This window comes from Streptomyces sp. NPDC031379 (assembly GCF_055569615.1).
On the sequence record NZ_JBVIIT010000023.1, the window covers coordinates 32406 to 55148 of the forward strand.

At 72.2% G+C, this 22743-nt stretch carries 19 protein-coding genes and 1 pseudogene; 9 read left to right on the top strand and 11 right to left on the bottom strand.

Going from position 1 to position 22743, the window contains the following annotated elements:
* The first annotated feature begins 107 nt into the window (after positions 1-107).
* From ACZ5CW_RS29680 to ACZ5CW_RS29690, 3 genes are all read left to right on the top strand, one after another.
* The gene (locus ACZ5CW_RS29680) at positions 108-1100 is read left to right on the top strand and encodes a hypothetical protein (RefSeq protein ID WP_468606696.1); all 993 of its coding nucleotides are present in this window, start codon (positions 108-110) and stop codon (positions 1098-1100) included.
* 46 nt (positions 1101-1146) lie between these two features.
* Complete coding sequence (locus ACZ5CW_RS29685; RefSeq protein ID WP_468606698.1) at positions 1147-2679, top strand: amino acid permease; 1533 nt, start codon at positions 1147-1149, stop codon at positions 2677-2679.
* Positions 2680-2866: 187 nt separating this feature from the next.
* Positions 2867-3958, top strand: coding sequence for a mechanosensitive ion channel family protein (locus ACZ5CW_RS29690; RefSeq protein ID WP_468606700.1), 1092 nt, complete (start codon positions 2867-2869; stop codon positions 3956-3958).
* A gap of 52 nt (positions 3959-4010) precedes the next feature.
* Here the strand turns inward: ACZ5CW_RS29690 and ACZ5CW_RS29695 are convergent, their stop codons facing one another.
* The 5 genes from ACZ5CW_RS29695 to ACZ5CW_RS29715 all read right to left on the bottom strand — a co-directional run bounded on the left by ACZ5CW_RS29695 (position 4011) and on the right by ACZ5CW_RS29715 (position 9105).
* Positions 4011-5435 carry an MFS transporter gene (locus tag ACZ5CW_RS29695; RefSeq protein WP_468606702.1) on the bottom strand — a complete coding sequence of 475 codons (1425 nt, stop codon included), beginning with the start codon at positions 5433-5435 and terminating at the stop codon, positions 4011-4013.
* 1 nt (position 5436) lies between these two features.
* Positions 5437-7341: a glycoside hydrolase family 15 protein gene (locus ACZ5CW_RS29700; RefSeq protein WP_468606704.1), complete on the bottom strand. Its 1905-nt coding sequence runs from the start codon at positions 7339-7341 to the stop codon at positions 5437-5439.
* 45 nt (positions 7342-7386) lie between these two features.
* A complete protein-coding gene (locus ACZ5CW_RS29705) occupies positions 7387-7818 on the bottom strand; it encodes a DUF7144 family membrane protein (protein ID WP_468606706.1) in 432 nt (143 codons plus the stop codon).
* 33 nt (positions 7819-7851) lie between these two features.
* Positions 7852-8319 (bottom strand): SHOCT domain-containing protein, encoded by a 468-nt coding sequence (locus tag ACZ5CW_RS29710; protein ID WP_468606708.1) that lies wholly within the window; start codon positions 8317-8319, stop codon positions 7852-7854.
* 138 nt (positions 8320-8457) lie between these two features.
* Positions 8458-9105, bottom strand: a complete 648-nt coding sequence (locus tag ACZ5CW_RS29715; RefSeq protein WP_468606710.1) for an HdeD family acid-resistance protein — start codon at positions 9103-9105, stop codon at positions 8458-8460.
* A gap of 299 nt (positions 9106-9404) precedes the next feature.
* On the opposite strand from ACZ5CW_RS29715, the pseudogene ACZ5CW_RS29720 reads away from it, so the two are divergent.
* Positions 9405-9718, top strand: a pseudogene (locus ACZ5CW_RS29720) (DUF2252 family protein); the annotation flags it as partial.
* A gap of 280 nt (positions 9719-9998) precedes the next feature.
* On the opposite strand, the gene ACZ5CW_RS29725 reads toward ACZ5CW_RS29720, so the two are convergent.
* The 5 genes from ACZ5CW_RS29725 to ACZ5CW_RS29745 all read right to left on the bottom strand — a co-directional run bounded on the left by ACZ5CW_RS29725 (position 9999) and on the right by ACZ5CW_RS29745 (position 16328).
* Complete coding sequence (locus ACZ5CW_RS29725) at positions 9999-10196, bottom strand: hypothetical protein (RefSeq protein ID WP_468606954.1); 198 nt, start codon at positions 10194-10196, stop codon at positions 9999-10001.
* Positions 10197-10336: 140 nt separating this feature from the next.
* On the bottom strand, positions 10337-10855 hold the full coding sequence (locus ACZ5CW_RS29730; protein WP_468606712.1) for a hypothetical protein: 519 nt from the start codon (positions 10853-10855) through the stop codon (positions 10337-10339).
* Between the two features lie 17 nt (positions 10856-10872).
* The gene (locus ACZ5CW_RS29735) at positions 10873-12594 is read right to left on the bottom strand and encodes an MFS transporter (RefSeq protein WP_468606956.1); all 1722 of its coding nucleotides are present in this window, start codon (positions 12592-12594) and stop codon (positions 10873-10875) included.
* Positions 12595-12647: 53 nt separating this feature from the next.
* Positions 12648-15344, bottom strand: a complete 2697-nt coding sequence (locus ACZ5CW_RS29740; RefSeq protein WP_468606714.1) for a winged helix-turn-helix domain-containing protein — start codon at positions 15342-15344, stop codon at positions 12648-12650.
* Between the two features lie 105 nt (positions 15345-15449).
* On the bottom strand, positions 15450-16328 hold the full coding sequence (locus ACZ5CW_RS29745) for a YhjD/YihY/BrkB family envelope integrity protein (RefSeq protein ID WP_468606716.1): 879 nt from the start codon (positions 16326-16328) through the stop codon (positions 15450-15452).
* A 251-nt stretch (positions 16329-16579) separates the two neighbouring features.
* Between ACZ5CW_RS29745 and ACZ5CW_RS29750 the strand changes: the two genes are divergently transcribed.
* From ACZ5CW_RS29750 to ACZ5CW_RS29765, 4 genes are all read left to right on the top strand, one after another.
* Complete coding sequence (locus ACZ5CW_RS29750; protein WP_468606958.1) at positions 16580-17305, top strand: GAP family protein; 726 nt, start codon at positions 16580-16582, stop codon at positions 17303-17305.
* A gap of 75 nt (positions 17306-17380) precedes the next feature.
* The gene (locus ACZ5CW_RS29755; protein WP_468606718.1) at positions 17381-17839 is read left to right on the top strand and encodes a DUF6325 family protein; all 459 of its coding nucleotides are present in this window, start codon (positions 17381-17383) and stop codon (positions 17837-17839) included.
* A 67-nt stretch (positions 17840-17906) separates the two neighbouring features.
* Positions 17907-18227, top strand: coding sequence for an SHOCT domain-containing protein (locus tag ACZ5CW_RS29760; RefSeq protein ID WP_468606720.1), 321 nt, complete (start codon positions 17907-17909; stop codon positions 18225-18227).
* A 16-nt stretch (positions 18228-18243) separates the two neighbouring features.
* The gene (locus ACZ5CW_RS29765; protein WP_468606722.1) at positions 18244-18657 is read left to right on the top strand and encodes a DUF4186 domain-containing protein; all 414 of its coding nucleotides are present in this window, start codon (positions 18244-18246) and stop codon (positions 18655-18657) included.
* Here ACZ5CW_RS29765 and ACZ5CW_RS29770 read toward each other — a convergent pair whose 3' ends face one another.
* Complete coding sequence (locus ACZ5CW_RS29770; protein WP_468606724.1) at positions 18658-20208, bottom strand: M1 family metallopeptidase; 1551 nt, start codon at positions 20206-20208, stop codon at positions 18658-18660.
* Positions 20209-20425: 217 nt separating this feature from the next.
* Here ACZ5CW_RS29770 and ACZ5CW_RS29775 point away from each other — a divergent pair, with 217 nt between their 5' ends.
* The gene (locus ACZ5CW_RS29775; protein ID WP_468606726.1) at positions 20426-22645 is read left to right on the top strand and encodes an NADP-dependent isocitrate dehydrogenase; all 2220 of its coding nucleotides are present in this window, start codon (positions 20426-20428) and stop codon (positions 22643-22645) included.
* Positions 22646-22743: the final 98 nt, after the last annotated feature.

Genomic DNA, 22743 nt, shown 5'->3' on the forward strand with positions numbered 1-22743 from the left:
GTGACCGCCGACCACTACGCAACACTTCAATCACCGCCCAGGGGAGGGCTGTTGCTACGTCACCCCGCCATCTCGCCAGCGCGCCAGTGGCAGGGGGCCGACGGCTGATGGCCAGAGAAGGAGCCCGCCCCTCCTACGACCCCGCCGGCCCCGACCACGCCCTGCGCAGCGCACTCCAGGATCTGCGCACCGGGCGCTGGATGGCCATGCGGACCCTGCTCGCGGACACCACGCAGTGGTGGCAGTGGACCCAGCGCACCCAGGTCCTGGCCGCGGCCGCGGCCGGCACCGACGTGGTGCGGGCCTGGCTCGCGGAGGAGCCGGGCAGTGTCCACGCGGCGGTGATGCACGCCCGGGTCGGCGTGGAGCGTGCGCTGCGGGCCCAGCGGGAACGGCACCGCCGAACCCACCAGTTATGGATCGAGGCCTGGGACGCGGCCCAGTCCGCCGCGCAGGCGGCCCCGCAGGACCCCGTTCCCTGGGTGTGCCTGCTGGCGCTGGCCCAACTGGACCCGGAGCAGAGCTGGGAGGAGCACCGGGCCGCCGCGCCGGAGCCGCTGCTGCCGCCGGGCCCCTGGGGGCTGCTGGCCGAGGCCGGCAAGCGGGACCCGTACAACCGCGAGGCCCACCACCGGATGCTGCAGTTCCTGTACACGCGCGGCGGCTCGGGCCGGCTCGCGGAGGCCGCAGGTTACGCGCAGTGGGCCGCCGGGCAGGCCCCCGCCGGTTCCGCGCTGCACGTGCTGCCGCTGTACGTCCGCGTCGAGCGCTACCGCCGGGACAGCGGGCACGACGCGGCGCTGGACCTGCACTGGGTGGCGGAGGACGCGGACCGCGAGGCGCGGCGCGCCCTGCACTCCTGGTTCGAGCACACCCACCGCGCCGAACGCTCGCTGCTGGACCTCAACCATCTGGCCCACGCCCTGTGGGGTTCCCTGCAGTTCCCGGACGCCGCACGGGTGTTCGAGGCGATCGGCCCGTACTTCACGCCCCCTCCCTGGATGTACCGCACCCCCGACCGCGACCGTGCCGTGGAGGTCTTCGTGCAGGCCCGGGACCGCTGCCGGGCAGCCGCGGACGACTCCACCACGGGCAACTGAGCGCCCCCCTGTTTCGAACTCCCCCGATTCCCCCCGGAGGTCCCGCATGTCCCGCACCCCCGACCCAGCGCCCTCCCCAGGCCTGCCGCAGCAGGACGAGGAGCAGCGCCTGCGCGAACTCGGCTACCGGCCGGTGCTGGCCCGCCGCATGGGCGGCTTCGGCAACTTCGCGATCAGCTTCTCGGTGATCTCGATCCTGTCCGGCTGCATGACCCTGTACGGCTTCGGCCTGAACACCGGCGGCCCCGCCGTGATGCTGTGGGGCTGGGCCGGCGTCGGCCTGTTCGTGCTGTGCGTCGGCCTCGCCCTCGCCGAGGTCACCAGCGCCTACCCGACCTCCGGCGCCCTGTACTACATGGCCGACCGGCTCGGCGGCCGCCGCTGGGGCTGGTACACCGGCTGGCTGAACCTGCTCGGCCTGCTGGGGGCGATCGCCGGCATCGACTACGGCGCCGCCCTGTTCACCGGCGCCTTCGCCAATCTGCAGTGGGGCTTCGAGCCGACCCCCGGCAAGACCATGCTGATCTTCTGCGCCATCCTGCTGCTGCACGCGGTGCTGAACCTGTTCGGGGTCCGGCTGGTCAGCCTGCTCAACTCCATCAGCGTGTGGTGGCACCTGGCGGGTGTCGCGCTCATCGTCGGCACGCTCGCGATCGTCCCCGACCACCACCAGTCGCCGTCCTTCGTGTTCACGAAGTTCGTCAACGAGACCGGCTGGTCGAACCCGCTGTACGTGGCGGCGATCGGCCTGCTGCTCGCGCAGTACACCTTCTCCGGCTACGACGCCTCCGCCCACCTGTCCGAGGAGACCTCGCACGCCTCCGTCTCCGCGGCCCGCGGCATCGTCCGCTCCATCTGGGTCTCCTGGCTCGCGGGCTTCGTCCTGCTGGCCGGGCTGACCTTCGCCATCCAGGACTACGACGGCACACGCACCACCGACACCGGGGTGCCGCCCGCGCAGATCCTGCTCGACGGCCTCGGCACCGACGGCGCCAGCGCCCTGCTCCTGGTCGTGATCGTCGCCCAGCTGTTCTGCGGGAACGCCGAGGTCGCCGCGGCCAGCCGGATGGTGTTCGCGTTCAGCCGGGACGGGGCGCTGCCCGGCTCGCACCTGTGGCGCAAGGTGAGCAGCCGCACCCAGACCCCGGTCGCCGCCGTCTGGCTCGCGGTCGTCGTGGCCTGTGTCCTCGCCCTGCCGTCGCTGTACTCGGCGACGGCGTACAACGCGGTGACCGCCATCAACGTCATCGGCATCACCCCCGCCTACGCCATTCCCGTCCTGCTGCGGCTGCGCGCCGGCGACCGGTTCCGGCCCGGGCCATGGCACCTGGGCCGGTGGAGCAGGCCGATCGGCTGGATCGCGGTCGTGTGGGTGGCGTGCGTGACGGTCCTGTTCTGCCTGCCGCAGGCCTCGCCGGTCACGGTCGACACGATGAACTACGCCTCGATCGCCCTCGCCGTGGTCCTGGTCCTCGCCAGCGTCTGGTGGTACGTCGCCCGCAGGTCGTACGGCACACCCACCACCGCGGCGTACGGCAGCGACCGTGACCAGGCGGAACTCGCGGAGGGCATCGTCTGAGCGACCTGCCCGGGGCACCGGTCCGGGTGCGAACTGGTGCGCCGGATACGGCAGGATGAGCGAGCGCGCGGGTCACCGGTGGACGGCCGGCCCGCGCGATCGCACATCCCGGACATCGAGCAGGTGACAACGTGACGAGACTTCACTACAGGCTCTGCGCAGCCGTCTTGCGCCCCGGAGGTGACCGGTGAACCGCGCGCTGACCCTGGACGACCTCGTCGTCGCCGGAATCGCCCTGGGGGCGGGCCTGTTGCTCGCCTTCATGTCGCGCATGCTGCTGCGCTGGCTGGCCAAGCACGCCAAGCGGACCCGGTGGAGCGGCGACGACGTCATCGTGGACGCGCTGCGCTCGGTCGTTCCCTGGGCGGCCATCGCGGGCGGCGCGGCGGCGGCTGCGGCGGTGCTGCCGCTGACCCGGACCGTCCAGCACCACGTCGACCAGATCCTCCAGGTGTGGCTGATCTTCGTGGTGACCCTGTCCGCGGCCCGGGTGGTCGCCGGACTGGTCCGTTCGGTCACCCAGTCCCGTTCGGGCGTGGCGGGTTCGGCGAGCATCTTCGTCAACATCACGCGCGTCCTGGTGCTGGCGATCGGTTTCCTGGTCGTGCTCCAGACGCTCGGCATCTCGATAGCGCCCCTGCTGACCGCCCTGGGCGTCGGCGGTCTGGCCGTGGCCCTGGCCCTGCAGGACACCCTCGCCAACCTCTTCGCGGGCATCCACATCCTGGCCTCCAAGACCGTCCAGCCGGGCGACTACATCCGGCTCAGCAGCGGTGAGGAGGGCTACGTCGTCGACATCAACTGGCGCCAGACGACGGTCCGCCAGCTCTCCAACAACCTGGTCGTCATCCCCAACGGCCAGCTCGCCCAGGCCAACATGACGAACTACACCCGGCCCGAGCAGGAGTTGACCATCCTGGTGCAGGTCGGCGTGAGCTACGACTCCGACCTCGAGCAGGTCGAGCGGGTGACGGCGGAGGTCGTCACTCAGGTCATGACGGACGTCACGGGCGCCGTCCCGGAGCACGAACCCGCCATCCGCTTCCACACCTTCGGCGACTCCCGCATCGGCTTCACGGTCATCCTGGGCGTCGGCGAGTTCAGCGACCAGTACCGGATCAAGCACGAGTTCATCAAGCGCCTGCACCGCCGCTACCGCGAGGAGGGCATCCGCATCCCCTCCCCCACCCGCACGGTGGCCCTCCAGCAGGGTGCGGTCGTGATCCCGCAACAGCGCACCGCGGACGAACGGACACCGGACACCTTCCTGACCGATTAGGGCCTGTCGTGGGGAGGGCCGGCCCTCCCCACTCCGGCCGACCGGGTGGCCGCTAGGCCCGTGTTCCCGGTGCGGTGGCGGTGCCGTGGGCCGGCGTGGGGGCCGGGGTCCGTGGGAGGAGGGCCCCCGCGGCGAGGCCGCCCAGACCGATCACCGCCAGCGTGATCATCGCCGCGGCGTAGGCACCCTTCGTGAGCCCGGCGACGAGGATGGTGCCCGCGATCGCCGTGCCGAAGGACGAGCCGAGGTTGGACACGCTGCGGGACAGCCCGGAGATCTCGCCCTGCCGCTCCTCCGGGAAGCTCGACTGGACGACGTTCACCGACGGGGTCAGCATCAGGCCCAGGCCGAGCCCGACGAGGAGCAGTCCGGGGACGAAGGCCCAGGCCGTGGCGAAACTGCCGACCAGTGCGACCAGCACCGCCACGCCCACGACGCAGACCACGAAGCCGGTCGTGATCAGCGTCCGCTGGGTCCGCCGCCGGGCCAGCGCCTCGGCGGACAGCGACGTCACCAGCAGCCCGAGCGTGGCGGCGGTGAAGATCACTCCGGTCTGGATGGCGTCGTAGCCGCGGACCACCTGGAGGTAGGCGGCGACCGTGAAGGACGTGCCCATGAGCAGCAGCCACTGGACGTTCTGCGTGATCAGGCCGAGGTTGGAGGTCCGGTTGCGGAACAGGGAGAGCGAGAGCAGCGGCTCCTGGCCGGCCCGTTCCCTGGCGCGCGACGAGCGGAAGAACCAGCCGAGGACGAGGACGCCGAGGACGATCAGGGCGATCATCAGCCAGACGTTGTTGTCCGCCGCCAGGATGCCCATGACGACCAGGACCAGGCCCGCCGCGGACAGGACCGCTCCGACGGTGTCGAAGGGGCGGGTCGGATCCGGCGGCAGCGGGTCCTCGATACGGCGGCTGAGCCAGACGATGACCGCGATGACCAGCGCCTGGAACACGAAGGCCGCGCGCCAGCTGATGGCGGTGGTGATGAGCCCGCCGATCAGCGGTCCCGCCGCGGCCCCGACGCCGCCCAGGGCCATGATGATCCCGAACGCCCGGGCGCGGGAGGTCAGGTCCGGGTAGAGCAGCGTGGTGAGGATGTAGACGGGCGGGATGAGCAGGGCCGTGCCGATTCCCTCGAGGATGGAGTTGCCCAGGATGAGGACGCCGAGTCCCGGTGCCGCCGCGCTGAGCAGTGCGCCGACGGCGTAGACGACGAGACCGGCGACGAAGCACCGTTTGCGGCCGTGGCGGTCGGTCAGCTTGCCGCCGGGGATCATCAGCGCGGCCATCACCAGCAGGAAGACGGTGATGGCGACCTGGACGCCCTGGACGGTGGTGTCCAGGTCCTCGCTGATGTCGTTGATCATCACGTTCATGTTGGAGCCGGCGAAGCTGCAGATGAACTGGGCGAGGGCCAGCGCGGCGAGTACCCGCCGCTGCCCCGGCGGCGCCTTCGTCGCCGCTGCCCGGTGCGCCACTTCACTGCCCTCCGTCCGTGGCCTCGGCAGGCGCCGTGAAGCCGTGGATCATGGGGTGCCGGGTCCCGCCGGTGTCCGGCCTGGTCGTGACCCGGCTCAGCTCCTCGTCGAGTGCCATGGCCGCCATGACCAGGGAGAGGTGGGTGAAGGCCTGCGGGAAGTTGCCGAGTTGCTCTCCGGAGGGGCCGATCTCCTCGGCGAACAGGCCGACGTGGTTGGCGTAGGTGAGCATCTTGTCGAAGGCGTGCCGGGCCTGGGCGAGCCTGCCGCTGCGGGCGAGCGCCTCGACGTAGAAGAAGCTGCACAGGTTGAACGTGCCCTCGGAGCCGCGCAGTCCGTCGGGCGAGGCCGCGGGGTCGTAGCGGTAGACGAGGCTGTCGCTGACCAGTTCCCCGTCCATGGCGTCGAGGGTGCTGATCCAGTCCGGGTCGTGCGGGGAGAGGAAACCGACCCGGGGCATGAGCAGCAGCGAGGCGTCCAGGACGTCGGTGTCGAAGTGCTGGACGAACGCCTGCCGTTTCTCGTCCCAGCCCCGCTCGATGATCTGGTGGAAGACCGCGTCCCGGGCGGCCGTCCAGCGCGCGGTGTCGGCAGGGCGGGAGAACCGCGTGGCCGCGCGGATGCCCCGGTCGAACGCCACCCAGGTCATCAGCCGGCTGTAGGTGAAGTTCTGCCGGCCTCCCCGGGTCTCCCAGATGCCCTCGTCCGGCCGGTCCCAGTGCTCGGCCAGCCAGTCCAGGACGTCACGCAGCGCCTTCCAGCCGCGCACCGCGCCGATGTCCCCGCCGACCGCCAGGGCGTCCGAGGCCTCGCCGTAGATGTCGAGCTGCAGCTGGTCGGCGGCGGCGTTGCCCGCGCGCACCGGCCGTGAGCCCTGGTAGCCCTCCAGATGGTCGAGGATCTCCTCGGTCAGGTGCGGGTCGCCGTCCACCCGGTACATGATCTGCAGGGGGTCGCCGGAAGCGGTGTCGCCGGCCTCGACCCGGTCGCGCAGCCAGCGGCGGAAGGCGTACGCCTCCGCCTCGAAGCCCAGATCGACCAGGGCGCCCACGGAGAGCGAGGCGTCCCGGATCCAGGTGTACCGGTAGTCCCAGTTCCGCTCGCCGCCGACCTGCTCGGGCAGGCCCATGGTGGCCGCGGCGACGGGTGCGCCCGTCGGCGCGTAGGTGAGCAGTTTGAGAGTGATCGCCGAGCGGTTCACCATGTCCTGCCAGCGTCCGCGATAGGTGCAGGAGCGCAGCCACGACAGCCAGAAGTGGCGGCAGTCCTCCACCTCCTCGGCGACCGCCGGCAGGGAGGGCGCCGGCGGGGCCGGGGCCCCCTCGGCGGTACTGGTCAGGACGACGACCGCGGCCTGTCCCGCGGAGAGGGTGAAGCGGGCGGTGACGTCGTCGCCGTCGGCCCGCAGCCGGATGCCGGGGGTGGACTGCACGTGCAGGTCCGTGCCCGGTCCGCGCAGGACGGCCGTGTGGTCGTCGAGGAGGCGGAGCGTGTGCGGGGCCCGGCCGTAGTCGAAGCGGGGCCTGCAGACGAAGGTGAAGGGCAGAGTGCCCCGTACGACCCGGGCGACCCTGATCAGGCGGTGCCGGTCGGTGGCCGTCGGGGAGTCGAGGGGCGGCATGAGGTCGGCGACCTCTCCGACGCCGCCGGGCCCCATGAACCGGGTGACCAGGATGGCCGTGTCGGAGAGGTACAGCTGCCGGACCGACATGCCGTCGCCGTCCGGGTGTTCCGCCGCCATCCGGCAGTGCCCGCCTCGCTCACTGTCCAGGAGCGAGGCGAAGACACTCGGCGAGTCGAAGCGGGGGGTGCACCACCAGTCGACGGTGCCGCCGGACGACACCAGGGCCGTCGTCTGGAGATCGCCCACCATCCCGTGATCGGCGATGGGCGGGTACCGGTCCACTGTCGATCCTCCCGCTCGGTCCACTGTCGGTCCTCCCGCTCGTTCCTACGGGCTCATGACCGAGTCCTCCGGCTTGACCACGCAGAGGGCCCAGATGATGAAGCCGGACACCGCGATCATGACGACCGACCAGACCGGGTAGTACGGCATGGAGAGGAAGTTGGCGATGATGACCAGTCCCGCGACGGCCACGCCGGCGACGCGTGCCCACATCGCCGGACCGAACAGGCCGAAGCTGACGGCGATGGCGATCACGCCGAGGACCAGGTGGATCCAGCCCCAGCTGGTGAGGTCGAACTTGAAGACGTAGTTGGGCGTCGTGACGAACACGTCGTCCTGGGCGATCGCCATGATGCCCCGGAAGAGACTCAGCAGCCCGGCGATCATGAGCATGACGCCCGCGAAGGCCGTCAGACCACCGGCCCACTGCTGCTTGGCGGTGCGGGTGTGAGCGCGGGCGTGAGGTGTCGTGGTCATATGGTGATCTCGTTTCGTTCTCGGGGGCGCGGCTCAGCGCCCGGAGGTGGTGGGAACGGAGTTTGAGGGCCGTGCCTGTCCGGCGCTGCCGAGGACCAGGTCCTTGGCCTTGCGGAACTCCTCGTCGGTGATGTCACCGCGCGAGCGCATCTCGGAGAGCTTGGCGAGTTCGTCGGCGCTGCTCTTGGCCGCGCCTCCCTGGGCGGTCTGCCGGACGTAGGAGTCGAAGGCCTCCTGCTGGGCGCGGGCCTCCGCAACGTCCCGCTTGCCCATGCCCCTGCCGCGGGCGATCAGGTAGACGAACACGCCCAGGAAGGGCAGCACGCATACGAAGATCGTCCAGCCGGCCTTGGCCCAGCCGCTCAGGTCGTCGTCGCGGAAGATGTCGACGATGATCCGGAACAGCAGGACGAACCACAGGATCCACAGGAAGAACACCAGCATGGTCCAGAAGGCGCTCATCAGCGGATAGTCGTACGCGAGGTAGGTCTGCGCGCTCATGTCTCTCCTCCGTCCGGGGAGCCGGCACATCGGGTTCACCGAGGGGTTCACCGAGCCGGTCTCTGCCGTTTTCAGCGTGCACACGGCGAGGTGCGGTCGTCCTCACCCGAGGCGGGTGATCGTGCGGCCCGCCGGCTGTCACTCCATGGGGCCGACCGTGCCTGGCGGCGTACCGCCCTTGCGTGCCGCGGCCCGCCAGGCGACGGCGACGGCCAGCTCGACCAGGCCCAGCAGCACGAGCCACAGCCCGAGCAGCCGGGTGAGCGCCCGCGCCGACTCCGTGGGCAGCGCCAGCACCACGATCCCGGCGACGATGCCGAGCAGCGCGGCGCCCAGGACGACACCGCGGTGCGGCAGGTCCTTGGCGGCGATCGCCGTGTAGAGCGCGAGGATGCCGGACACCAGCCAGGTGAGCCCGACGACCAGCGACAGCGCGGCGATGGTCTGCACCGGGTGGCGCAGGCAGAGCACGCCGGCCAGGACGTAGAGCACCGCGATCAGCAGTCCGGGAAGCCGTTCCCCGTGGTCCTCCCGCCCGAACGCCGTCACGAACCGGAACGCGCCGGCGAGCAGCAGGTACAGGCCGATCAGGACCGCGAGGACGTGCAGCGTCTCGTCCGGCCAGACGAGGATCAGCACGCCCGGTACGAGCGTCGCGATCGCCGAGCCCAGGATCCAGGTCCACGAGCGGGCGATCGCCGTGACGGCCGGAGCGGGGCCGGTGGCCGCCTCGCCGGGCGGATACGGCGATCCGCCCCGCGGCGTCTGTCCACGCGACTCGGTCATGGCTCCTCCTCGCGTGATGGAAAGGCCGCCCGCGGAATGCCGGCGGGGCGGCACGCCGTCCCTCGGGGGACAGCTTTGCCGCGGCGGCGCCGCGCCGGATCACCCACCACGGGTGATCCCTCCGCCCGGCCCGGCGGGTGGGGCGGGTCCACGGACGGACCGCCCGTCGCCCCCGGTCCCAGGCCCTCGCGAGCGCCGGAGCAGGAGGCGAGCAGGGGACGGCGGGCCCCGGTACCAGGAGGGTGGATCACGGCCGCACCGAGTGCCGTCACCGTCTCCTCGCCGCCGTCTCCTCGCCGCTGTCCGACCGGGTGGCCCGCGGCAGGAACGCCCGCGGTCGTACTCCGCGCCCCGCCACGGCGTCCTCGAGGCCGCGCCGGGCCGGCGCGACGTGATCGACGTGCTGGAGCGCCGGTCGGCCACGCGGGTGCCGGAGCCGGCCCCGATCCGCTGCGGCCGCGGGCTCGAACCGCCCTTGCGCTGCTACCGCGGGGCGGCGGTCATGGCGGCGGACCTCGGCCCGCTGCCGGACACGGGGCTGGGTGCGGTGGTGCGGGTGCGGTGGTGCGGGGACGCCCGGCTTCCGAACCTCCGGCTGCCGGCGTCGCCGGAAGGAGACGCCGACCGGATGGAGCCCTGCCGGCCTCCGCCATGCACGAGGAGGGCAGGCGCCGTACGGCGGAGGGTCCGCCGTGCCCGACGGAGGGCGCGCGGTACGACGACGTCTTCCTGGGCTGGACGCATGTCGTGGGCCTCGAGGGGCGTGGCCGACGTGCGGGGCGGCCCTGGCGCGGGCGCACGCCCGCTCCGGCGACCCCGTCGCCATCGCCGCCCACCCCGGCGGCGGGGACCGCTTCGCCTGTGCGCCGACCGCCTTCGCGCGGGCGCGGCGGTCACTCCGGCAGTTGCCGCATCTCCACGACCCGCAGGCCCAGCGACTGGCAGCGGATCAGCAGCCCGTACAGGTGCGCCTCGTCGATGACGGGACCGAACAGCACCGTCTGACCGGACATCATCACGTGATCCAGCTCGGGGAAGGCCTCCGTGAGGGCCTCCGACATGTGTCCGTCGACACGGATCTCGTAGCGCATGTGCCGTTCTCCCGCCGCGGGCCGGCTGCGGTCTCCCTTGCGATCCTGCTCCGCCCGGCCCGGCCGGACCTCACCCGGCACAGGTGATCCGACGCTCGGGACCGGTGCGCCGGACGAGTGAACCGGATCGGCGCACCGGGTCAGTGGGTCACGACGATCTTGAAGGAGATGATCGCCAGGCCGAGCAGCAGATTGACCGCGGCGGTGCCCGCCACCAGACGCCAGGACGCTCCCGCCTGCCGCGCGCCGGCCGCGGACCAGCCCACCTGCCCGGCCACGGCCACGGCGACCGCCAGCCAGCCCGCACCCCCGACGTCGAGGCCGAACAGCGGGCTGACGGCGACGGCCAGGGCCGGCGGGACGGCCGCCTCGACGATCGGCCACTCCTCGTGGCACACCCGCACGATGGTCGGCCGGTCCGGTGGACCTTGCGCGAGGCGGGCCCCGAACAGCTGGGCGTGCACGTGCCCGACCCAGAAGACGAGGCCGGTGAGCAACAGCAGGAGCACCAGTTCCAGGCGGGGGAACGCACCCAGGCTGCCGGCTCCGATCACCACGGACGCGGCGAGCATCGATCCGTACACGGCGCCCGTGTAGTCGGCGTGGGCACGGCGCTCGGTACGGCGTTCCCGGGCCGTGGTGCGGTGGGTCGAGGTCATCACGGGGCCTTTCGCGCTCACTCCGTGGCACCGGCCATGCCGGCCGACGCGCCGTCCTTCGAAGGCTGCGGACGGCGGGCCGGCGCGGTCGGCAGGTTCGGGGTGACGAGGAGGCTCATGAGGGTGATACCGCCGGTGGCGAGGATCGCCGCCTTCAGGCCGTCGAGCTGTGCCGAGGCGTACGAGGCCGTGAGGGCGTCGACCTCGGACGGCGGCAGTCCGGCACGCTGGGCGGCCGAGCGCACCTGGTCGGTGGGCACGAAGCTGATTCCGGCCTCCAGGGCGACACCGGTCTGCTGCCGGGCCTGGTCCGACAGCCGCGGATCGCTGTCCACCGCCGCGGTGAACGCGTGCGCCAGCGCGCCGATGAGTATCGATCCGATGAGTGCGGTGCCCAGCGCCGAGCCGAGGTTCTGCGCCGTGAACTGCAGGCCGCCGACCTCGCTGCGTTCCTCCTCGCCCACGCTGGACTGGACGACGTTGCCCAGCTGGGAGGCGAGCAGCCCCATGCCGATGCCGAGCACCGCCATGGCGCCGGCGAACTGCGCGTCGTCGATGACCGGTTCGATGGTGGCGAGCAGCCACACGATGGCCGCGGCCAGGGTCAGCAGGGCCAGCCGGACGACCCGGCGCGGCCCCATGGTCCGGCCGAGCCGGGCGGCGGCGAGGGAGGTGACGAGCATGGTGACGGACACCGGCAGCAGCCGCAGCCCCGTCCGGAACGCGTCGAACCCCTGCACCACCTGGAGGTACAGCGGGATGGTGAAGAACAGTCCCAGCAGGATCAGGTTCTGGCTCAGCAGGGTGAGCAGTCCGGACCTCAGGGGCGGCAGGGCGAACAGGGACAGGTGCACCAAGGGGTCGGCGCCCGCGGCCCCCCGTCGGCGCTCCCAGCCCACGAAGAGGGCCAGGACGGCCACCCCCGCGCCGACGACGAACAGGGTGGGTGCGAAGCCGAGGACGGTGAAGGGCGGGTTGCGCGGCTGCACCCAGCCCCAGGTGCTGCTCTGCAGCACCCCGAGCACACCCAGCGCCAGTCCGGCCGCCGACAGGACCGCGCCGGCCACGTCCAGCCGGGGCGGCGGTCCGGTGCGCGGGGACTCCCTGATCACGCGATGGCAGCACAGGACGGCGACGACGACCACGACCTCGCCCGCGAAAACGAGCCGCCAGGTCAGGTACGTCGTCACCCAGCCGCCCAGCAGCGGGCCGACCGCGATGCCCGCCCCCGCCAGTCCGCCGATCACGCCATAGGCGACCGCCCGGTCCTTGCCCCGGTAGGACTCGGCGACCAGAGCCGCCATGGCGGGCAGCACCATCGCGGCGCCGAGTCCCTCGATCACGGACCAGCCCAGCGCGAGCACCCACAGGGTCGGCGCCAGCGCGGTCAGGGCCGAGCCGGTGCCGTAGACGACCAGGCCGAGCAGGAACAGACGACGGCGGCCGTGGATGTCGCCGAGCCTGCCCCCGATGATCATGAATGCGGCCATGACCAGCGCGTACAGCGTGATGACGGCCTGGATGGCGGTGACCTCGGTGTGGAAGTCCTCGACCAGTTGGCTGATGGAGACGTTCATGACGGATGTGTCCAGAACCATCAGGAACTGGGCCGTCCCGAGCACCATCAGGGCTCGCCAATGTCCCACGGTGTCCACCTCGCCGAGTACTCTCCGGGGCGCCGGCGCGGTCCCGTCGGCGGCGGCCCTTCGTGAACGGCCGCCGCCTCGCCTCCATCCCAGCGGAGGCGAGGCGGCGGGCGCCTCACCCGTCACGGGCGAGCCGCCCGGCCGGGTCAGATCACTCCGTGCTCCCGGGCCCGGCGCACCGCCTCGCCGCGCCCGTTCACGCCCAGTTTGCGGTAGACGCTCTTGAGGTGGGTCTTCACCGTGTTGACCGAGACGTACAGGTCGGCGGCGATCTCCTCCGTGGACATCATCTGCGCCAGCCGCTCGAGGACCTCGCGTTCGCGTCCGCTCAGCTCCTCGACGACCAGGGGCGAGGGGCTCGGGGCCGCGGCCGGGCCGCCCTGCGGCGCCGGGGCGCGCGGCGTGAGCCAGCCCGCGGCCAGACCCTGCAGGGGCGGGGTCTCCAGCAGGCACCGAAGGGGCGGTCCGGCTTCGAGGAAGGGGCGCCGCAGCCGCTCCCGCCGGGCCTCCAGGAGGCTGCGGGCGAGCAGTTTGCGGGCCGTGGCGGCGTCCCCCGCCTCCTGGGCGGCCCAGGCGCGCACCAGCGCCGCCCGGACGCTCACCCCTGGGCCGGTGCGGCCCGGCGCGTGCATGCGGTCGAGCAGCTCGATCGCCGCCTCGTGGTTCCCGGCGGCGAACTGCGCCCAGGCGATCTCCGCCGTGTAGACGGGATCGCCGTCACAGGGCACGTCGTCGAGCACCTTCGCGGCACTGTCCGGGCGGCCCTCGGCCAGGTGGGCCGCGGAGGCGGCCAGCGCCGTCTGGGCCTCCGCCCAGGGGGAGGCCACGAGGGCCGGCACGGTGAGGTCGGCCGCCGCCGCGGCGGCCTGTGGCTCGCCGCGTGCCAGCAGCAGCCGGGCCGTCGCCAGGGAGCGGCCGGCGGCCGTCACCGGATCGGACGGGGCTCCGGAGCGGGCCGCTTCGTCCAGGAGGGCCTGGGCCTCCTGGAGTTCGCCGCGATCGACGGCCACGGCCGCCAGGACCAGCTGCCCGAGGCCGGAGCCGGAGGGGCGGGGGTGGCGCAGGCCGAACTTCTCCGATTCGCTCAGGGCCGCCAGCGCCTTGCGCTCGGCCCGGCAGAGCCAGCCGTTCAGGTAGTCGATCAGCGCCAGCTGTCCGAGGGAGTCCTCCCGGGGCAGCGCCGTCGAGGCGCCGCTCGGGCATCCGGCGGCCTCGGACAGGGCGGCGCGCGCGTCGTCGAAGCGGCCGGCCCACAGCCGGGCCGAGCCCAGGTGGGTCAGCAGCAGGGCGGTGAGTTCGGGGTGTTTCTCCAGCAGCTGGGCGGAGACCTCGCCCCGCAGTTGTCCGGCCGTCGCCACGGCCTGCTCCGCCATGCCGGGCGATCCGGTCAGCCGGGCCGCCAGGGATTCCAGCAGCAGGCAGCTCAGCCGGCCCGCGGCATCGGGCTCGTCGGGGGTCAGACGGTCCTCGGCCTGGCGCAGATGGACCAGGCCGCGGTCCACGTCCCGTTCGGACAGGTCGCGCGCGGCGCGCACCAGGTCCGCCGCCGCGCTCGTGGCCTCGGGCCCCATCCGTGAGAACAGCTCGGCGAGATCGCTCGCGCGCAGCCCGCTGAAGAGCTGGCCGATCGCCAGGTCGTCCACGAGGGCCTGGGCGGTGAAGTTCCAGTCGCCCGCGGCCGCACCGTGTGCCAGCGCCTCGGGCAGGGAGCCGGAGGCCCGCAGCCACTGCGCGGCACGCCGGTGGAGTTCGGCCTCGAGGCCCGGTGAGCGGACCCGCAGATGGGCCCGGAGGATCTCGCCGAACAACGGGTGCAGGCGGTACCACGCGTGCCCGAGGTCTTCCACGAACGCGTTCTGGCGGTGCAGGTCGGCGAGGATCGGCTCGGCACCGCCCTGTCCGGTCAGCTCTGCCACCAGCTCGGGGCAGAAACGCTCCACGACGCTGGCACACAGCAGGAGGTCCTGCGCGGGGGGCGTCTGCCGTTTCAGCACTTCGGCGAGGAGGAAGTCGGCGATGGTGCTCCGGCCCGCCTCGAAATCCCTCAGGTACGTCTCGGGGTCGGGGCTCTGCTGGGCGGCCAGGGCACACAGGCGCAGTCCGGCGGCCCAGCCCCCGGTGCGCTCCACCAGGGTGCGGACGGCCTGTGGAGGGAGCCGCAGTCCGTGCCGTTCCAGGAGCGCGGCGGCCTCGTCGGTGGTGAAGGCCAGCTCGGCGTCCCGTATCTCGGTCATGGCCCCGGCCGCCCGGTAGCGGTGCAGCGGCAGCAACGGCTCGGTGCGGGTGACGAGGATCAGGCGCAGCCCCTGCCCGGCATGGTGCAGGACGAACTCCAGCTGTTCCGCGATCCGGGCGGAGGTCACCCGGTCGAACTCGTCCAGCACGAGGAGGGCCGGCCGGTCGCGCCCGCTCAGCTCGCTCGCCAGACGGGCCAGCAGCCTGTGGTCGACGCGGCTCGCGTCCCCGGGGCAGCCGATTCCGGCCGGGAGCGGTGCTCCGGCGGCGCGCAGGGCCTGGAGCACATGGGCCCAGAACATGCCGCTGCCCTGGTCCCCCTCCTCGTTGGTGAACCAGGCGACCGGTTTCCCGAGCCCGGCGGCCCAGTCCGCGACCAGCAGGGTCTTGCCGGCGCCGGCCGAGCCGTTGACCATCGTCAGCGGTGTCTCGAAGGCCTGGTCGAGGTGCGCGGCGAGGCGCGGGCGGCGCAGGAAGGTCGGTGGCCGGGCGGGCAGGGCGAACCGGGTCCGCAGGAACGGCTCTCCCAGGGGATCGACGTACGAGACGGCCGGTCCCCGTGTGTTCTCGTGCTTGGCAACCACGGGGTCACCACCCCTGTCGTTCACGCTGTGGAGGGTGCTCCACACGATCAGCATCCCAGTCTTCCGGCCCTGGCGCAGTTCGCACAGGGGCGGCCGGCCCGGCCATGGGTCCCCGCGCCGCGCACGGCCTCACGAGTCCTGCGGTGCACGGTCGCGCAGGGGGGCCGGGCTGCCCAGGCGCCGTGCCAGGAAGGGCTCCTGCGCCACGACGGCGCCCACGCTGACACTGACGGCGGCCGCGACGCAGACCACGATCAGCCAGGACAGCAGCACGAACACCGAACCGACGGAACCGTACTCGGCCAGGGCGCGGTTGAGGGCCCGCGGCATGTACAGGCGCGCGGTCACCGTCAGGGTGCCGAGGACGACCGCCGCGATCACGGACCCCGGCAGCAGGGGCTTCCAGCCGATCCGGCCGCCGAGGAGCAGGTGCTGGGTCCACCACCACAGGCCGGTCTGACTGACGAAGGCGAGGGGGACGCCCAGCCAGGCACCCGCGCCGAACCCCTCCCGCACGGGGCCCTGCAGGACCAGGACTCCGAGCCACAGGAAGAGCCACGCCAGCCACCGCCAGGGGGCGACCCGGGTGCCCGCTCTGGGAATCTCCCACGCGCGCTTGCACAGGCGTTGCAGCGCCCGGCTGACAGCGGTGGCCGACAGCAGCACCATCAGTCCGCCCACCACGCCGGTGGCCTGCTGCAGTTCGCCCGTCGTGGGCTGGAACACGTGCTCCAGATCGGTGCTCTCCGCGGTCGTCAGTCCGAACACCGACTTCACGGAACCGATCAGCTGGTGGCGCACCGGCGACGGCGCGTACGCCGCGACGACGAAGAGCAGCGGGACCGCGGTCAGGAAGCACTGTGCCGCCAGGCGGGTACCGGAGTCGAAGATGTTCACGGCCACGATGCGGTCCGCGAGGTGCGTGACCACCGGAAACCGGCTCTCCGCCCGCCGGTGCACCGACTTCGCCCAGGCGACCAGCCGCTGGGTGCGCCCGTCCGACGCCATCAGCGTTCCGGGCGGACAGGCCGACGGGACGCACGGCTCCGTCGCACTGACTGCATCCGCCCGGTGGTCGGCATGACGTCGGCTCCTTTCGCTGCCTCCAGAGTGGCGGGCCGAGCGGCCGACAGCACCCCGGGACGACCGGCCGGCCCGGGAGGTCCGTCGGCACGAGCAGTCGTACCCCCCGTCCGCACGAGATGTCGTGAGCCCGGCTTCTGCCTACCCTCGAGGTGTCCCGACACGTTGGGGTCGCCATGGTGCTCGACCTGCTGCTCATCGGCCTGGCCATCACGCTCGATCCGCTGCCCGTGATGGCCTTCGTCCTGGTGGTGGCGTCGGCCAGGGGGGCGTGGAAGGGGCTGGTCTTCATCCTGAGCTGGCTGGCCTGCCTGGTCGCGGTGATCGCGATCGTCCTGACCCTCACCGACGGGCAGCCGCCACCGCCCAGGTCCCCGCCCTCGACGGCCGCCCTGGCGGCCAAGCTGCTCATCGGGGTGGTGCTCGTCGGCTACGGCGAGCACCGGCGCCGGCGGCTCGGTGCCGTCCGGGCGGAGGCCGGCGCGGCCGTGCCGCGGCCCCGGACGGGCGGCCTCCCGGCGTCCGGGGAGCCCGAGGCCGGCGGTCGGGCGCGGTCGTCCGAGTCGGACACCGGGACGGATCACGGCACGATGTGGGCCGCCGCCGGACTCGCCGTGCTCCTGCAGCCCTGGGGCCTGGTCGCGGCGGGGGCGACGACGGTGGTGGAAGCGAACACGGCGCACTTCTCGACCTGGCTCGCCCTGTTCTGCTTCTGTCTGCTCGCCACCTCGAGCCTGCTGACCATCGAGCTGTACGTGGTGTTCGCCCCGACGCGGGCGAAGGCGCGCCTGCTGAGGCTGCGCGCGTGGCTGAAGGCGCACAAGGAGCAGGCGCTGGTGTCGGGCTGCCTGCTGCTGGGCTTCTGGCTGGTGGGCAAGAGCATCTACCAGCTCACCGCGTGAGACGCACGGACACGGACGTGCGAGGCCCTGCGCCGCGTGCTGCACTGGAGTGGCGACGAGGCCGAAGGAGTGGTCATGGACAGCGTCGAAGACATGGGACCCGTCGATTACGTGGTCCTCGAGTTCCCCGGCAACCGCATGACGGGCGAGGCGTTCCCGCTGCTGGTCGATCTCGCCGAGCGCGGCATCGTCCGGATCATCGACCTCGCCTTCGTCCGGAAGGAGACCGACGGCTCGGTGGTCGGTCTCGAGTGGAAGGACCTCGGCGACGAGATCGACATGTCGGTCTTCGAGGGAGCCTCGTCCGGCGTGCTGGACCAGAGCGACCTGGAGGAGGCCGCCGGCGTACTGGAGGCCGGCAACTCGGCCGCGGTGCTGGTGTACGAGAACCTGTGGGCGGCTCCCCTGGCCCGTGCGCTCAGGCGCAGTGGGGCCCAGCTCGTCGCGAGCGGCCGCATCCCCGTGCAGGCCCTGCTGGCGGCGCTGGACGCCACGGACGAGACGGTCCCGCCCGGCGGCTCCGCGGCTGCCTGAGACGGGTGAGCCCCGCGGGTCGGTGCCGCACCGGCCCGGCGCATCGACACATGGGAGATGACCGAACATGCCCGGACTGCTTCGGGGCGTCGCACGCACGGCCGTCGTCGCCGGAACCGCCACCGCCGTGTCCAACCGCGTCTCGCGACGACAGGCGGGCCGCTGGGCGCAGCAGGACTACGAGCAGCAGCAGGAGTACGCACAGCAGCAGTACGCGCAGCAACCGGCGCAGCAGCAACAGGCGCCGCCGCCCGCTCCCGCCGCACCGTCGGCCGCCGACGACATGACCCACAAGATCGAGCAGCTCAAGCAGCTGGCCGACCTGAAGGCCCAAGGGGTCCTGACGGACGAGGAGTTCGAGAGCCAGAAGCGCCGGCTCCTGAGCTGAGCCGGGAGACCGGCCGGTGGTCGACGATGATCGGCGCCGCGCGCTCCGCCTGCTGGATCAGCGGCTGGACGCGCTCGCGCGCCAGCCGTTCCGGGCGAGGTTCCACCTGCGCGGGCGGGACCGGGCGACCGCCGAGCTGAAGGGGCCGGCCACGATCCGCCGGCACGCCTGCGACCTGATCGCCGGACGGCTGGCGCCGGCCGAGCCGTACAAGGACGGCAAGCAGACGCCGTACCGGGGGCATCCGGTCTTCGTGGCCCAGCACGCGACGGCGACCTGCTGCCGTGGCTGTCTGCGGCGCTGGCACGGCATCGCCGAAGGACGGGAGCTGACCCGCGCGGAGCAGGCGTACGTGGTGGACGTGATCTGCCGGTGGATCGAGCGCGAGATGACGGGCGGGGCCGGTGCGGACCCCGCCCGCCACGGCTGATCAGAGCGTGGCCGAGTTCTCGTGCCAGTGCCCGCCTCGCTTGCTGTGCGGGGCGGCGAAGGAGGAGCTGACCGGGGTCACCGTCCAGTCGGGGTGGCCGGGCATGCGCGGGGTCTTCGTGCCGTACAGCCAGTCGCGCAGGAAGCCGGACCGGTCCTGGCCGGAGACCTCCGAGGCGACGGCGATGTAGTCCTCCGTGGACGCCGAGGAGTTCCGGAAGCGCTCCAGGAAGGTGCGCTCGACGGCGTTGAAGACGTCCTCGCCGACCAGCTGCCGGAAGGCGTACAGGACGAGGACGCCGCCGAGGTAGCGCTGGCTGTCGAAGAGGTTCGCCGCGTTGGGGGCGGCCACCGGGCCGGAACTCTGGCGCCACTGGTCGCCGCGGGCGTAGGTGTCCTTCATCCGGGCTTCCATGGTGGTGAGGCCGAGGGAGTCGGCCCAGCCCCGCTCGTAGCGGTAGAGCAGCCCGTAGAAGTCGGCGTGGCCCTCGTTCAGCCACAGGTCGGCCCAGGTGGCGGGGCTGACCAGGTTGCCGAAGTAGGAGTGGACCAGCTCGTGCATCATGTGCGAGCCGATCTTCTTCTCCTCCTGGAGCAGGAAGTTCGGCTTGTACAGGGTGAGGGTCTGGGTCTCCAGGCCGGTGAAGTCGAAGGCCTTCGGGTCGTCGGAGTTGCAGGGGAGCAGGCCGTACGTCTCGAACGGGAAGGCGCCCAGGCGGTCCTCCAGCCAGCCCACCAGGCCGGGCGTGAGGGAGAGGGCGGGTTCGAGGGCGGCGGCGCGGGCGGTGGGGACGACATCGCGCAGGGGGAGGCCGTGCGGGCCCTGCCGGTCCTTGATCACGTAGTCGCCGACGGTGATCTGGACGAGTTCGGTGGCGATCGGCGAGGCCGAGCGGTACGTGTACGCGGTGCGGCCGCCCTCGAGCGTCTCGGTGCCGGTGAGCGAGCCGTTCGCGACCGCGCGCAGCCCGTTCGGGACGGTCAGGCGGAAGGAGAAGGCCGCCTTGTCCGAGGGGTGGTCGTTGCACGGGAAGACGGTGTGCGCGGAGTTCGGCTGCGGGCAGATCGCGAAGCCGTCCGGGGTGGGCACCCAGGCGGTGTGCGCGAGGGTGCGGCGCGGGTCGGCGGAGTAGGTGACGCAGACGGTGGCCGCCGCCTCCGCGGCGAGCGGCCGGGCGGGGGTGACGCGCAGCTTCTCGTCCGCCTGCTCCCAGGTGGCGGCGCGGCCGGCGACGCGTATCGCGCGTATGTCCAGGCCGAGGGCGTCGAGGGAGAAGCGGTTCAGCGCCCGCGTGGTGCGGATCCGCAGGGTCGCGGTGGCTTCCACCAGCCTGGTCGTGGAGTCGTAGGCCAGGTCGAGGTGGTACGACGACACGCGGTAGCCGTCATTGCCGAGGGCCGGGAAGACCGGGTCGCCGAGGGTCTCCGGGCCCGGCTCCTCCCCCGTGCGCCCGGCCGGGGCGGCCTGGGCCGGGGAACCCAGGGTCAGGGCCGTCGCCGTACCGAACATCAGGGCGGCCGCCGGGGCCGTCACTCTGGTGCGATATCTCATGGTCCGCTTTCGCCAGGGCGGCCGGGAGGTCAGGACCGGCCACCGGTGAGTGGGGGATCGCCCGTGGTCGGCGGGTGATCGTTTGTCATGACCACTTGGGACGGGATTCGGTTGCAGCGACGCGGCGCCTTTTCCGGCCGGGACCCCTGTCGAGCCGACCCCGATCACGAGATATCTTGATGTCGAGCAATGTTGCAGACGTGGAGCGGAGCACCCGGTGACTGACTCGACCATCATCTATACGCACACTGACGAGGCCCCGGCCCTGGCGACGTATTCGTTCCTGCCGGTCATCCGGGCGTACGCCTCGCAGGCGGGTGTCTCCGTGGAGACCCGGGACATCTCGCTGGCCGGCCGCATCATCGCCGTCTTCCCGGAGTACCTCACCGAGGACCAGCGCATCCCGGACGCCCTCGCGGAACTCGGTGAGCTGGCCAAGACGCCCGCGGCCAACATCATCAAGCTGCCGAACATCTCGGCGTCGATCCCGCAGCTCAAGGCCGCCGTCGCCGAGCTCCAGGGCCAGGGCTACGCGCTGCCGGACTACCCGGACGACCCGAAGACCGACGAGGAGCGCGACATCCGCGCCCGCTACGACAAGGTCAAGGGCTCCGCGGTCAACCCGGTCCTGCGCGAGGGCAACTCCGACCGGCGCGCCCCGGCCTCCGTCAAGAACTACGCCAAGAACCACCCGCACCGCATGGGCGCCTGGACCGGTGAGTCCAAGACCAACGTGGTGACCATGGGCGAGAACGACTTCCGCTCCACGGAGAAGTCCGCGGTGATCGCCGAGGACGGCACCCTGCGGATCGAGCTGGTCGGCGACGACGGCACGACCACCGTGCTGCGCGAGTCCGTGCCGGTGAAGAAGGACGAGGTCGTCGACGCCTCCGTGCTGCGCGTCGCCGCGCTGCGCGAGTTCCTGACGGCGCAGGTGGCCCGCGCCAAGGCCGAGGGCATCCTGTACTCGGTGCACCTGAAGGCCACGATGATGAAGGTCTCCGACCCGATCATCTTCGGCCACGTGGTACGCGCCTTCTTCCCGAAGACCTTCGCCCAGTACGGCGAGGCGCTCGCCAAGGCCGGCCTGACCCCGAACGACGGTCTGGGCGGCATCTACAAGGGCCTGGAGGGCCTGCCGGAGGGTGCCGAGATCAAGGCGTCCTTCGACGCCGAGCTGGCCGAGGGCCCGGACCTCGCCATGGTCGACTCCGACAAGGGCATCACCAACCTGCACGTGCCCTCGGATGTCATCATCGACGCCTCGATGCCGGCCATGATCCGCACCTCCGGCCACATGTGGGGCGCGGACGGCCAGGAGCACGACGCCCTCGCCGTCATCCCGGACTCCAGCTACGCGGGCGTGTACCAGGCCGTCATCGAGGACTGCCGCGCCAACGGCGCCTACGACCCGTCCACCATGGGTTCGGTCCCGAACGTCGGCCTCATGGCGCAGAAGGCCGAGGAGTACGGCAGCCACGACAAGACCTTCGAGATCCCCACCACGGGTACGGTCCGCCTGGTCGACCAGTCCGGCGAGACCGTCCTGGAGCAGACCGTGTCCGCCGGTGACATCTTCCGCGCCTGCCAGACCAAGGACGCCCCGATCCGCGACTGGGTCAAGCTGGCCGTCACCCGCGCCCGCGCCACCGGCGACCCGGCCGTCTTCTGGCTGGACGAGGGCCGCGCCCACGACGCCAACCTGATCGCCAAGGTGAAGGCGTACCTGCCCGAGCACGACACCGAGGGCCTGGACATCAAGATCCTCTCCCCGGTCGAGGCGACCAAGCTGTCGGTGGAGCGCATCCGCCGCGGCGAGAACACCATCTCCGTCACCGGCAACGTGCTGCGCGACTACCTGACCGACCTGTTCCCGATCCTGGAGCTGGGCACCAGCGCCAAGATGCTGTCGGTCGTCCCGCTGATGGCGGGCGGCGGCCTGTTCGAGACGGGCGCGGGCGGCTCCGCGCCCAAGCACGTGCAGCAGCTGGTCAAGGAGAACTACCTCCGCTGGGACTCCCTCGGCGAGTTCTTCGCCCTGGTGCCGTCCCTGGAGCAGTACGCCGAGGCCACCGGCAACACCCGCGCCAAGGTCCTCGCCGACGCCCTCGACCGCGCCACGGCGACCTTCCTCAACGAGGACAAGTCCCCGACCCGGCGCGTCGGCGGCATCGACAACCGCGGCAGCCACTTCTTCCTGTCCCTGTACTGGGCGCAGGAGCTGGCGCAGCAGACCGACGACGCGGACCTGGCCAAGGCCTTCGCCCCGCTCGCCGAGACGCTGTCCGCGAACGAGCAGCGCATCGTCGAGGAGCTGAACGCCGTCCAGGGCAAGCCCGCCGAGATCGGTGGCTACTACCAGCCCGACCCGGCCAAGGCCGCCGAGGTCATGCGCCCGTCGGCCACCTGGAACGAGGCGCTGGCGTCGCTGCGCTAGTGCCCGCGGCATCCGAGCCGCCCGCCTGAGTGACCTCCGCCCCGGCCGGAACCCCGGCCGGGGCGGAGCCGTGTCCGGGCACCGGCCGACCGTGCTCC